Here is a 12,011-nt window from a genome sequence, read left to right as displayed (position 1 = left end):
TATGGAGCACATTGAATACCTGTTGCCGTGGAGTGCTTCGGGCACTGAACGGAAACTGTCGCTGTTTCGTTTTGGCAGCGGGCCGCGCAAGGCCTACATTCAGGCGTCCCTGCACGCCGACGAGTTGCCGGGGATGCGCGTGGCGGTTGAACTCAAACGACGTCTGCGGGTGCTGGAAGAACAAGGTCGCCTGAAGGGAGTGATCGAGTTAGTGCCGATGGCCAATCCGATTGGCATCGCCCAGATGTTCCAGGCCACCCATCAGGGGCGCTTCGAGTTCTCCAGCGGAAAGAATTTCAATCGGGATTTCCCGGAGCTGGCTGAAGCCGTGGCGGCGCTGCTGGAAGGAAAACTGGGAGACGATGCCGACGCCAACATTGCGTTGATCCGCCGCGCCATGAGCGATGTCCTTACCGACATGCCACCACCGACGTCAGAACTCGATGGCTTGCGCCGCCTGTTGCTGCAACATGCCTGTGACGCCGATGTGGTGCTGGACCTGCATTGCGATTTCGAGTCGATCATGCTGCTTTACGCCATGCCGCAAAACTGGCCGCGATTGCGTTCGTTGGCCGCTCGACTCGGTGCCGGCGCCGCGCTGCTGGCCGAGGGTGCGGGCGGTAGTGCCTTCGATGAGGCCTGTGCAATCCCTTGGTTGCGGTTGGCCGAGCGCTTTCCTGAAGCCGATATTCCGCTGGCCTGTGTGGCCACCACCATCGAGTTGCGCGGCATGGCCGACACCGAACGCGAGCCATGTGTCGATAGCGCCGAAGCCATTCTTGGCTATCTCGCCGAACAAGGCCTGATCAGCGGTGACTGGCCAGCAGCGCCAACGACCTGCTGTGAAGCGACGCCGTTCGCCGGCGCGCAGTACGCCTATGCGCCGCACCCGGGGGTGGTGAGCTTTCTGCAACCGCTGGGTGCCCGGCTCAGGGTTGGCGATCCGCTGTTCGAAGTGCTGGATCCGCTGACCGATCGCCACAGTATCGTGCGCGCCAGCACCGACGGCATCCTCTATGCCCGAGAACGCCTGCGCTTTGCCCAGCCCGGTTTGTGGCTGGCCAAAGTCGCCGGCACCCGCCTTATTCGCCAGGGTCGCTTGCTCAGCGACTGATTCCAGAGAATAAAAACCATGTACAAACTTGAAGTTCAGGATCTACACAAAAGCTACGGCAGCCACCACGTGCTCAAGGGCGTGTCCCTGGAGGCGAAGGCCGGTGATGTGATCAGCCTCATCGGCTCCAGCGGCTCGGGCAAAAGCACTTTCCTGCGTTGCATCAACCTGCTGGAGCAGCCCAACGCCGGCAACATCGTGCTCAATGGCGAACAATTGAAACTGGTGACCAACAAACTCGGCGGGCTCAAGGCCGCCGAACCCAAGCAGCTACAACGCATGCGTTCGCGGCTGTCGATGGTGTTTCAGCACTTCAACCTGTGGTCGCACATGAGCGCCCTTGAAAACGTCATGGAAGCCCCGGTGCATGTGCTTGGCCTAAGCAAGAAAGAAGCCCGGGAAAAGGCCGAGCACTACCTGAACAAAGTCGGCGTGGCGCACCGCATGGACGCCTGGCCGGCCCATATGTCAGGCGGCGAGCAGCAGCGTGTGGCGATTGCCCGGGCGCTGGCCATGGAACCGGAAGTGATGCTGTTCGATGAGCCGACCTCGGCACTCGACCCCGAGCTGGTCGGCGAAGTGCTGAAAGTCATGCAGGACCTCGCCCTCGAAGGCCGCACCATGGTGGTCGTGACCCACGAAATGGGCTTTGCCCGCGAGGTCTCCAATCAACTGGTGTTCCTGCACAAGGGGCAGGTCGAAGAGCGTGGCGACCCGCGCGAAGTGCTGGTCAACCCGCAATCCGAACGCCTCCAGCAGTTTCTTGCCGGGAGCTTGAAATAACCCGCCCAGCCGGCCGTAACGCAGTCCGTGTAGCAGCTGCGTTGTGGCGAGGGGATTTATCCCCGTCCGGCTGCGCAGCAGTCGTGAAATCAGGCAATGCGGTTCTTCAGGACTACCTCGCGGTCAGGTTTTACGACTGCTGCGCAGCCGAACGCAGGCTTCGCCAGCTGCTACGGAATGCGTTGCGGCTAACTGACTGGCATTGCCCGACCGGCCCGATCACCGACCCTTGGCCAAGCGCTGCACACCGAGGGTCGGCTTCGGATACACTCCCGCCAGCTTTATCAACCCTCAGGAAATGTTGAGCCGGATATGCCGACCCCATCGAAAAACACCACGGTCTATGCCGCACCGGTTATGCGCAAACTGGCGGAGATCGTTGGCGATTTGCAGCCGTCACTGCGCAAGGTGGCGGACTTTATCCTGCGTCACCCGCTGAGGGCTGCGACGCTGACCATCGAGGAGATGGCTCACGAAACATCCACCTCGCCAGCCGCGGTCAACCGTTTGGCCAAGGCCCTGAACCTGGGTGGCTACACCGGCATGAAAGCCGAACTCGTCGCGACGTTGCAGCAAATGGTGTCGCCGGTCGACAAACTGCGCAACGAACTGGCACATCGTCCTGGCGGCGCGTTTGGCCTGCATGAGCAAATCCAGAGCGCCAGCAGCAACCTCGCGACGGCGGCGACCAACAACCACGCAGACACCTTTGAAGCCTTCGTCACGCGCCTGACCACCGCGCGCAAAATCTACATCCTGGGCTTTGGCAACAGCGTCTACTTCGCCGGCCTCGCCGCCTCGACCCTGATGCCTTTCTGCGCGGACGCCACCGCCATCAGCATGGAAGGCGGCAACGAAAACGCCGCTTACCGTCTGGCCGCGATTACCGATCAGGATGTGTTGCTGGCGATCTCCCTGCCGCGCTACTCCCTCGACACCCTGCAACTCGCCCGTTTCGCCAATGAGCGGGGAGCCTCGGTGCTGGCAATCACCGATTCACCGGCTTCGCCGCTCACCAGCATTGCCGAACATGTGCTGTTTGCTCCCGCCGACCACCCGGTTTTGACCAGTTCCAACATCGCGGTGCTCGCCTTGATCGAAGGCTTGGTGGCGGGCGTGATGGCGCGCAACAAGGAAGCCGTCAAACTGGCGACCGAGCTGACCGAAAGCGTGATGGCTTACCTGCACATGCCAGGCAACAGCAAATCGGCGAAAGCCACAAAACCGCGCTGACGTATCCCCGGCTTACCCGTGACCTGGTGCGCCACAGGGTTTGCGGGCGAGCGTCTGACTGGGAAGTTCGTTGAACAACGCGCGATAACTGCTTGAAAATCGGCCTAAATGCCAGAACGACCAGTGCATCGCCACTTCGGCAACGGTGGTGTCCATCGCTGTGCGACTGAGCAATTCGCGGCGTGCGCTGTTAAGTCGGCGCAAGCGCAGCCAATGGGTCGGGGTCATCCCGGTATAAGCCTTGAATGCATGCTGAAGCTGCCGCAGCGAAACCCCGGCGACCTGCGAAAGCTCCAGCAGATTCAGGGTGTCTTCCGGGGCATCAGCCGCCCACTCACCGATGCGTTTCATCACCGATCGCTCTTCGGCGCGGCGCTGTAAACCTCCGCGATCAAGGCAAACACACGCGTTGTCGAGGATGTACAGGCAGTCTTCCAGCAACTGTTGGGTCAACGCCTCCTTGCTCGGCGGATCGAGCGTCTGCGCCAGTCGGGTCAACGTCCCGCTGAGCCAGCGACTGAACAATGCGTTCTGTCCCGAGTTCAGTGGCGCCATGAACAGGCCTTCGAGCCTGGCCACGTTCAAACCGTGACGCTGCACGAACTCCGGACCGAACACCACAGCGATTTCCTGGTAGTTCTCCGGGGTGATCCAGATGTTGCGGCTTTCGCCATTCAACACGTACAGCGCGTTGTCGCTTCGATCGAAACAGAACGCCAGCGCACCTTCGGGCGCGCTGAAATTCTGCTCGACCCGCGTGTTCATCTGTTCCTCGTAAATCTCCACGCCTTGCAGGTCCAGGTAGCGCACGCGCCCGGCGAAATGCCCCGGTGACATTTGCTGGTAATGCTGCACCCAACCCGGTGTGGCGCGGATTTGCTCGGCTACATCGGCGGTGTTGAACGCTTGGACTTGCAGGGGGTTGCACGTTGTCATGGGTGACCTTACGCACTCGTTTGGTGCGTTTTGGTGCTGCTGAAAGTGGATAGATGGAACGTCAAGGCTCGCCCAAGATAGTCGTCAACGCGCCACAGGGGAAGTGTGTGGTGGATGAAACCAGCCTCCCCGGCGTTAATAAAACCAATAACGAGGTCTTTATGAATGTCCCTTTCGATCAGCTGCTCACGTGGCTGAAAGATCACAAGATTACCGAAGTCGAGTGTGTGGTCAGCGACTTGACCGGCATTGCACGCGGCAAAATCGCACCCACCAACAAGTTCCTGCATGAGCGAGGCATGCGCCTGCCGGAAAGTGTGCTTTTGCAAACGGTAACCGGGGACTTTGTCGACGACGACATCTACTACGACCTGCTCGACCCGGCCGACATCGACATGGTGTGCAAGCCCGTCTCTGACGCGGTGTACGTGATCCCATGGGCCATCGAGCCCACCGCTATCGTGATTCACGACACCTTCGACAAGTTCGGCAACCCGATCGAGCTGTCACCGCGCAACGTGCTGAAAAAGGTCCTGCAGTTGTACACCGACAAAGGCTGGCGGCCGATTGTCGCGCCGGAAATGGAGTTCTACCTGACCCAGCGCTGCGAAGACCCGGACTTGCCGCTCAAGGCACCGCTGGGGCGTTCGGGCCGTGCAGAAAGTGGTCGTCAGTCGTTTTCCATTGACGCTGCCAACGAATTCGATCCGCTGTTTGAAGACGTGTACGACTGGTGCGAGCTTCAAGGTCTGGACCTCGACACCTTGATTCACGAAGACGGCCCGGCGCAGATGGAAATCAACTTCCGTCATGGCGACGCACTGGATCTGGCCGACCAGATCACCGTGTTCAAGCGCACCCTGCGCGAAGCGGCGCTCAAGCACAACGTCACCGCGACTTTCATGGCCAAACCGATTGGCGATGAACCCGGCAGCGCCATGCATATCCACCAAAGCGTGGTGGACATCGCCACTGGTCAGCCGATCTTTGCCGATGCCGACGGGCAGATGAGCGAGCTGTTCCTGCACCACATCGGCGGCCTGCAAAAATACATCCCAAAAGTGCTGCCGATGTTTGCGCCGAACGTCAATTCGTTCCGCCGCTTCCTGCCGGACACTTCGGCGCCGGTGAACGTCGAATGGGGCGAAGAAAACCGCACCGTGGGCCTGCGTGTGCCGACCTCAACGCCGGACGCGATGCGCGTGGAAAACCGTTTGCCGGGCGCCGATGCCAACCCTTATCTGGCGATCGCAGCAAGCCTGTTGTGCGGGTATCTGGGGATGGTCGAACGCATCGAACCGAGTGCTGCGGTGCAAGGTCGTGCCTACGAACGTCGCAACCTGCGCCTGCCGATCACCATCGAAGACGCCCTGACGCAGATGGAAGAATGCGAAACCATCGGGCGTTATCTGGGTAGCAAATTCGTCCGCGGATATGTCGCGGTCAAGCGAGCGGAACACGAGAACTTCAAACGGGTGATCAGCTCCTGGGAGCGTGAGTTCCTGCTGCTCAGCGTCTAAAAGACCAGCTCCCACATGAGATCACATTCTCCTGTGGGAGCGGGCTTGCTCGCGAAGAGGCCGGCACATTCAACATCACCGTTGACTGATAGACCGCTTTCGCGAGCAAGCCCGCTCCCACAAGGAGAATGCCAACGCCTGATAAATCCAAAAATTCGAAGAGGTGTCGATATGCGTCTATTGAAATCCGTGGTGCCGGTCGCGCTGGCCGTGTTGTTCAGCGCCGTTGCGCAGGCTCAGCCAACCGTCAGCGTCTACAACTGGACCGATTACATCGGCGAGACCACCCTCGTCGACTTCCAGGCGAAAAGCGGGATCAAGGTGATCTACGACGTGTTCGATTCCAACGAAACCCTGGAGGGCAAATTGCTCGCCGGCCGCACCGGGTATGACGTGGTGGTGCCGTCCAACCACTTCCTCGCTCGCCAGGTGAAAGCCGGCGCGTTCCTGAAGCTCGATCGTTCGCAGCTGCCCAACTTCAAGAACCTCGACCCGAAACTGCTGGCGCTGCTGGAGAAAAACGATCCGGGCAACGAACACTCGGTTCCGTACCTGTGGGGCACCAACGGCATCGGCTACAACGTCGACAAGGTCAAGCAAGTGCTGGGCATTGACCGCATCGATTCCTGGGCCGTGTTTTTCGAACCGGAGAACCTGAAGAAACTCAGCCAGTGCGGCGTGTCGATGATGGATTCGGCCGATGAAGTGTTCCCGGCCGTTCTCAATTACATGGGCATGGACCCGCGCAGCGAAAACCCTGAAGACTTCAAGAAAGCCGAAGCCAAGCTGTTGACCATCCGGCCTTACATCACCTATTTCCACTCCTCCAAGTACGTTTCGGACCTGGCCAACGGCGACATCTGCGTAGCTTTCGGTTACTCGGGTGACGTGTTCCAGGCCGCGAACCGGGCCAAGGAAGCCAAGAACGGCGTGAACATCGCCTATGCGATTCCCAAGGAAGGCAGTAACTTGTGGTTCGACCTGTTGGCGGTTCCCGCAGACGCCAGCAACCAGAAAGAGGCGCATGCTTTCATCAACTACTTGCTGGACCCGCAAGTGATTGCCAAGGTCAGTGCGTCGGTCGGTTACGCCAACCCGAACCCGGCGTCCAAGCAAGACATGGACCCTGAACTGGTCAACAATCCTGAGGTTTATCCGCCTCAGGCAGTCCTCGACAAGCTCTACATTTCGACCACCCCGCCCCAGGCAATCATGCGTTTGATGACCCGCTCCTGGAGCAAAGTGAAGTCCAACCAATGAACCAGTACAGCAACGAACATGCTCGCTCCTATTACGCGGCGTCAGCCAATGGAATGGCGCCCTACCCTACACTGGCCGCGGATCTTGAAGCCGATGTCTGTGTGATCGGCGGTGGCTTTACCGGCGTTAACACGGCGATCGAACTGGCGCAGCGCGGGCTCTCGGTGATTCTGCTGGAGGGGCGGCGAATTGGCTGGGGCGCCAGCGGACGCAACGGTGGTCAGTTGATCCGCGGTATCGGCCATGACGTCAGTGGTTTTGCCCGTCATGTCGGTGAAGAAGGCGTGCGCTACCTTGAGCGTGCGGGCGTCGAATCGGTAGCGCTTGTGGGCAACCGCATTCGTGAACACGGGATTGATTGCGACTTGCGCTGGGGGTTCTGTGAACTGGCCAACACGTCGGCACAGTTCACTGCAATGAAGGCCGAGCAAGAAGGTCTGACCGAATCCGGTTACGCCCATGAAACACGCCTGGTCGGACCGGAGCAGATCCGTCAGCAGGTGGTGAACTCAGGCGTGTATGCCGGTGGGCTCGTCGATATGGGCTCGGGTCACTTGCACCCGCTCAATCTGGTCCTTGGCGAAGCGCGGCTAGCCGAATCTCTCGGGGTACGGATCTTCGAGCAGAGCCCGGTGCTGGAGTTGATCCATGGCAGCACGGTGCAGGTTCGCTGTGCCGGCGGCACGGTGCGCGCCGGCAGTCTGGTGCTGGCGTGCAACGCTCACCTGGAAGAGCTCGAACCGAAACTGAGCGGCAAGGTCCTCCCGGCGGGCAGCTACATCATCGCCACCGAGCCATTGGCGCCCGACGTTGCAGCGCAATTGATCCCGCATAACCTGGCGCTCTGCGACCAGAAAGTCGGCCTGGATTACTACCGGCTCTCGGCAGATCGACGTTTGCTGTTCGGCGGCGCCTGTCATTATTCCGGGCGTGATCCGGCGGACATCGAAGCTTACATGCGCCCGCAAATGCTCAAGGTCTTCCCGCAACTGGCCAACGTGCGCATCGACTATCAATGGGGCGGCAAGATTGGCATCTCCGCCAATCGCTTCCCACAGGTCGGGCGCTTGAGTCAGCATCCGAACGTGTTTTACGCTCAGGGTTACTCCGGTCATGGCCTGAACGTGACCCACTGGTGCGCAAAACTGTTGGGTGAAGCGATCCACGTCGGACACAGTCGAGGCTTTGACGTGTTCAGCGCGGTGCCGCACATGACCTTTCCCGGTGGGCCGATGCTGCGTTCTCCACTGCTGGCCCTCGGCATGTTCTGGTATCGCCTGCGCGAACTGCTCGGCTGAAGGCCCCCACCCTCGGTTAAACGCCATTCCCCTGTAGGAGCTGCCGAAGGCTGCGATCTTTTGATCTGGATCTTGAAGATCTAAAGATCGCAGCCTTCGGCAGCTCCTACAGGGGAGATATCGCCCACCCGCATCTCATTGAACAGCCTTTTAATTTGCTCAATCGCTAGGCGCTTCTATATTGAGGGAGTGCTCTGACTTCCCTGCGTCCTGGCGAGTGCAGCCTATGGCTACGACTGACCCACTGATCATCTGCGAGCACTGCGACTGCGTGTATGAAAAAGTCACGCTCGCCAAACATCAAAAAACCCTCTGTACGCGCTGCGGCGGCGTGCTTCAGCGCTATAACGGCCTGTCGGTGGAACAACGTCTGGCGTTGACCTTCACCGCGTTGATGCTGTGGATTTTCGCCAACTTCTATCCCGTCATGAGCATCAGCCTCAAAGGCCTTAAAAACAGCGCAACACTCTGGGACTCGGTGCTGGCCCTGAGTCTGGGGCCGATCACTTTCATCGCCATGGTGGCGGCGATCTCGATGATCATCGCGCCGATTTTCCAGTTGTTGTTGCTTATCTGGGTCTTGTGCTTCGCCCTCGCCCACCAGCGCTCGCCCGGCTTCAGGTTCTGCATGCGCTGGCTGGAAACCCTCAGGCCCTGGAGCATGCTGGAGGTCTGTCTGCTGGGGGCGATGGTCGCGGTCATCAAACTCGCCGGATTGCTGGATGTGCTGCCTGGCATCGGCCTGTTTGCCCTGGCCATTCTCAGTCTGATGATGATCCGCATCGCAGGGCGCGACATCCGTGATCTATGGGACATCTTATGAACAGGCCCCCGGTGGCGAGTGAACTCAACCTGTGCCTGTGTCATAGCTGCGGCCTGGCCTGTGACATGACCGATGAACCTCACGAATGCACACGGTGCGGCGCGCCACTGCATCGGCGCAAAACCAACTCACTGGCCCGGACCTGGGCCTACATGTTCACTGCCCTGGCGTTTTACGTTCCGGCTAATCTGCTGCCAGTGATGAACACCAAGATGGTCGGCAACGGCGCCGATAGCACGATCATGAGCGGTGTACTGGAGTTCTGGCAGCACGGCGCCTGGGACATTGCGCTGATTATTTTCATCGCCAGCATCGCGGTGCCGGGCATCAAGTTTGTCGCCCTGACGCTGTTACTGGTGACCGTTCAGCGCGACAGCCAATGGGCGAGTAAGCAGCGGTCAACGCTGTACCGTTTCGTCGAGCTCATCGGTTACTGGTCGATGCTCGATGTGATCGTGGTCGCCCTGGTGGCTTCTCTGGTGAAGTTTCAAGCCCTGGCCGATATCGAACCGCGCCCGGGCATTCTGTTCTTTGGTCTGGTGGTGGTGTTCACCATGCTGTCGGCAATGAGTTTCGACCCACGCCTGATCTGGGATAAAGAAGAGCGGGATAACCCAAACGAGGAGGTCATGGATGAAGTCGCAAGCCACTGACGGGCCGCAAGCCCCTGGGCAGGCCCCTGTCAAAACCCGCCGTTTCAGCGTTTCGCTGGTATGGATCGTGCCGATTGTCGCGGTGCTGGTGGGGATTTCCCTGGTCGTGCACACCATGATGCAGGAAGGTCCGACCATCACCGTCACGTTCAAGACCGGTAGCGGCCTGACGGCCAACAAGACCGAAGTCAAATACCGCAACGTGGTGATCGGGCATGTCTCGGAGGTGAAACTGAGCAATGACCAGAAAAGCGTCAACGCCACGATCAAACTAGACAAACAGGCGGAAAGCTTCACCCGCAAAGACTCGCAATTCTGGGTCGTGCGTCCGCGCATTGGCGCTGGCGGGGTGTCGGGGATCGATACCCTGCTGTCCGGGGACTACATTGGCGCCGACATCGGCCAGGCCAATGCTCGCTCCAAGAACTTTACCGGCCTGGAAAACCCGCCGCCGATTACCTATGGCGAGCCGGGCAAGCGCTTCACCCTGCGCACCCAGGATCTCGGTTCGCTGGACATTGGCTCTCCGGTTTACTACCGCAAAATTCCGGTGGGGCAAGTGGTGGCTTATGCCCTGGACGCCGACGGTAAAGGGGTCAACATCGAAGTGTTCATCCACGCGCCCAACGATGCCTACGTCACTGAAAACACCCGGTTCTGGAACGCCAGCGGCATCGACCTGAACGTCGGCGCCAACGGCTTTTCGGTGAAAACCGAGTCGCTGTCCTCCATCCTGGTGGGCGGCATCGCCTTCCGCGCTCCGGAATACAGCCCTAACGATCAACTGGCCGCCGAGGACAAAGCCTTCGACCTGTTCGAAGACCAGCTAACCGCCCTCGCCCCGCCCAGCGGCAAGGGGCAATTCTTGAGTTTGCGTTTCGATCAGGCCTTGCGCGGGCTCAGGGTCGGCGCGCCGGTGGAATTCCTTGGCATCGAGTTCGGCAGAGTCGTGTCGGTCAATCTGGATTTCGACGCGAAAAAGCGCAGTTTCCCGGTCAATGTCGGCATCCTGATCTATCCGCAACGCCTCGGCCAGGCACACATCAAAATGCTCGAGGTCTTGAAGCATGACCCCAACGACGAAGCCGCTGGCGTACGCCTGATCGGCAGCTTCATCGAAAACGGTCTGCGGGCCCAGGCCCGGAGCGGCAATCTGTTGACCGGTCAGCTCTACATTGCGCTCGACTTCTACCCCAAAGCGGAGAAAGTCGTATTCGATCCGACCGCCCGTCCAGTCTCTATCCCAACCGTTCCAGGCAGCCTCGAACAATTGCAGGAAAAACTGGAGGGCATGGTCAACAAGATCAACCAACTGCCAATCGAGCGCATCGCCGGTAACCTGGACAGCAACCTCGTCGAACTGCGCAAAGGCCTCGCACAGTTCAACGCCAAGACCCTACCCGGCGTGCAGACCACCCTGGCGGACGTCAGCAAGACGCTGCAATCGGCCAGTTCGACCTTGGCCGAAGACTCGCCGCAACGCGAACAATTAGGTCAGACCCTCGACGAACTCGGGCGCATGTCGCGCTCCTTGCGTGAACTCTCGGATTACCTGGGACGGCATCCGGAATCGCTGATTCGCGGTCGTCCCGACAATGCTGCGCCGATGGACCTGCAGGGGCCGCCGCGCAAATGACCACAGGAGCATCACTCATGGTTTATCCGCTGAAGATCAGCTTGGTCACTGCATTGTTGCTACTCGCCGCTTGCCGCAGTGATCCGATTCAGTTTCACACCCTGATTCCGGCTCAACCGGGCCTTGCTGCGCGCAACAGCGGTGCGGAAATCCAGATCGAGGGCCTCAGCGTCCCTCCCCAGGTCGACCGCCCGCAGATCGTTATTCGCCAGGGCAACAGTGGCCTGGCGATCCTCGAAACCGAGTGGTGGGGCGCGAGCCTGTCGGATGAATTGCGCAGTGCCCTGGTCGATCAACTGGTCAACAGCAATCCCCAGCGCAAAATGTCGGTGCGCCTGGACGTGCAGCGCTTTGACTCGATTCCCGGACAATACGGGTTGATTGACGTCAAATGGCGCCTGCGCAATCTCGGTGAAAGCGAGAACGTACTGGTCACTTGCCGCAGCACGCTGCAAACACCTTCAGGGCCGTCCATCGATGAACTGGTAGCGGCTCAGCAAAACAACGTCAAACGTCTTGCCGCGCTTATCAGCCAGGCCGCTGGCGGAACACAAAAAGGGTGTCCATCGGCTTAATTAAGCCATAACGCGATCCGTAGCAGCTGGCGAAGCCTACGTTCGGCTGCGCAGCAGTCGTCAAACCTGAGCTCGCGGTTTAACTGAATAACCGCATTGTCTGATTTCACGACTGCTGCGCAGCCGAACGCAGGCTTCGCCAGCTGCTACAGGTGATGCGTTGTTACTGAAATTTTGACG

General features: G+C 59.7%; 11 protein-coding genes. 10 read left to right on the top strand and 1 reads right to left on the bottom strand.

The features are described from left to right. Position 1: 1 nt before the first annotated feature. The 3 genes from ACA059_RS15420 to ACA059_RS15410 all read left to right on the top strand — a co-directional run bounded on the left by ACA059_RS15420 (position 2) and on the right by ACA059_RS15410 (position 3,130). Positions 2-1,114, top strand: coding sequence for a succinylglutamate desuccinylase/aspartoacylase family protein (locus ACA059_RS15420; RefSeq protein ID WP_497634602.1), 1,113 nt, complete (start codon positions 2-4; stop codon positions 1,112-1,114). Positions 1,115-1,132: 18 nt separating this feature from the next. Next, positions 1,133-1,897: an ABC transporter ATP-binding protein gene (locus ACA059_RS15415; protein ID WP_497634601.1), complete on the top strand. Its 765-nt coding sequence runs from the start codon at positions 1,133-1,135 to the stop codon at positions 1,895-1,897. A 312-nt stretch (positions 1,898-2,209) separates the two neighbouring features. Then, on the top strand, positions 2,210-3,130 hold the full coding sequence (locus ACA059_RS15410; RefSeq protein WP_134421518.1) for a MurR/RpiR family transcriptional regulator: 921 nt from the start codon (positions 2,210-2,212) through the stop codon (positions 3,128-3,130). A gap of 12 nt (positions 3,131-3,142) precedes the next feature. On the opposite strand, the gene ACA059_RS15405 is transcribed toward ACA059_RS15410, so the two are convergent. Continuing rightward, positions 3,143-4,066 (bottom strand): helix-turn-helix domain-containing protein, encoded by a 924-nt coding sequence (locus tag ACA059_RS15405; RefSeq protein ID WP_497634600.1) that lies wholly within the window; start codon positions 4,064-4,066, stop codon positions 3,143-3,145. Positions 4,067-4,227: 161 nt separating this feature from the next. On the opposite strand from ACA059_RS15405, the gene ACA059_RS15400 reads away from it, so the two are divergent. The 7 genes from ACA059_RS15400 to ACA059_RS15370 all read left to right on the top strand — a co-directional run bounded on the left by ACA059_RS15400 (position 4,228) and on the right by ACA059_RS15370 (position 11,831). After that, positions 4,228-5,586, top strand: coding sequence for a glutamine synthetase family protein (locus ACA059_RS15400; RefSeq protein WP_282378368.1), 1,359 nt, complete (start codon positions 4,228-4,230; stop codon positions 5,584-5,586). Between the two features lie 171 nt (positions 5,587-5,757). Then, positions 5,758-6,846, top strand: a complete 1,089-nt coding sequence (locus ACA059_RS15395; RefSeq protein ID WP_497634599.1) for a polyamine ABC transporter substrate-binding protein — start codon at positions 5,758-5,760, stop codon at positions 6,844-6,846. Beyond that, positions 6,843-8,144, top strand: coding sequence for an NAD(P)/FAD-dependent oxidoreductase (locus tag ACA059_RS15390; RefSeq protein ID WP_497634598.1), 1,302 nt, complete (start codon positions 6,843-6,845; stop codon positions 8,142-8,144). The genes ACA059_RS15395 and ACA059_RS15390 overlap by 4 nt, the downstream gene beginning before the upstream one ends. A 226-nt stretch (positions 8,145-8,370) precedes the next feature. After that, positions 8,371-8,967, top strand: coding sequence for a paraquat-inducible protein A (locus ACA059_RS15385; RefSeq protein WP_497634597.1), 597 nt, complete (start codon positions 8,371-8,373; stop codon positions 8,965-8,967). Then, entirely contained in the window at positions 8,964-9,620 is a 657-nt protein-coding gene (locus tag ACA059_RS15380) for a paraquat-inducible protein A (protein WP_123364063.1), read from the top strand. The genes ACA059_RS15385 and ACA059_RS15380 overlap by 4 nt, the downstream gene beginning before the upstream one ends. Beyond that, positions 9,601-11,256, top strand: coding sequence for a PqiB family protein (locus ACA059_RS15375; RefSeq protein ID WP_497634596.1), 1,656 nt, complete (start codon positions 9,601-9,603; stop codon positions 11,254-11,256). The genes ACA059_RS15380 and ACA059_RS15375 overlap by 20 nt, the downstream gene beginning before the upstream one ends. A 17-nt stretch (positions 11,257-11,273) precedes the next feature. Continuing rightward, positions 11,274-11,831, top strand: a complete 558-nt coding sequence (locus tag ACA059_RS15370) for a PqiC family protein (RefSeq protein WP_497634595.1) — start codon at positions 11,274-11,276, stop codon at positions 11,829-11,831. Positions 11,832-12,011: the final 180 nt, after the last annotated feature.

This window comes from Pseudomonas sp. LBUM1647 (genome assembly GCF_059716175.1).
This window is presented reverse-complemented; position numbering and strand designations above follow the sequence as displayed.

Excerpts from the sequence above, each read along its gene's own strand:
- ACA059_RS15420 (WP_497634602.1), top strand. The coding sequence starts at position 2 with ATGGAGCACATTGAATACCTGTTGCCGTGGAGTGCTTCGGGCACTGAA.
- ACA059_RS15415 (WP_497634601.1), top strand. The coding sequence starts at position 1,133 with ATGTACAAACTTGAAGTTCAGGATCTACACAAAAGCTACGGCAGCCAC.
- ACA059_RS15410 (WP_134421518.1), top strand. The coding sequence starts at position 2,210 with ATGCCGACCCCATCGAAAAACACCACGGTCTATGCCGCACCGGTTATG.
- ACA059_RS15405 (WP_497634600.1), bottom strand. The coding sequence starts at position 4,066 with ATGACAACGTGCAACCCCCTGCAAGTCCAAGCGTTCAACACCGCCGAT.
- ACA059_RS15400 (WP_282378368.1), top strand. The coding sequence starts at position 4,228 with ATGAATGTCCCTTTCGATCAGCTGCTCACGTGGCTGAAAGATCACAAG.
- ACA059_RS15395 (WP_497634599.1), top strand. The coding sequence starts at position 5,758 with ATGCGTCTATTGAAATCCGTGGTGCCGGTCGCGCTGGCCGTGTTGTTC.
- ACA059_RS15390 (WP_497634598.1), top strand. The coding sequence starts at position 6,843 with ATGAACCAGTACAGCAACGAACATGCTCGCTCCTATTACGCGGCGTCA.
- ACA059_RS15385 (WP_497634597.1), top strand. The coding sequence starts at position 8,371 with ATGGCTACGACTGACCCACTGATCATCTGCGAGCACTGCGACTGCGTG.
- ACA059_RS15380 (WP_123364063.1), top strand. The coding sequence starts at position 8,964 with ATGAACAGGCCCCCGGTGGCGAGTGAACTCAACCTGTGCCTGTGTCAT.
- ACA059_RS15375 (WP_497634596.1), top strand. The coding sequence starts at position 9,601 with ATGAAGTCGCAAGCCACTGACGGGCCGCAAGCCCCTGGGCAGGCCCCT.
- ACA059_RS15370 (WP_497634595.1), top strand. The coding sequence starts at position 11,274 with ATGGTTTATCCGCTGAAGATCAGCTTGGTCACTGCATTGTTGCTACTC.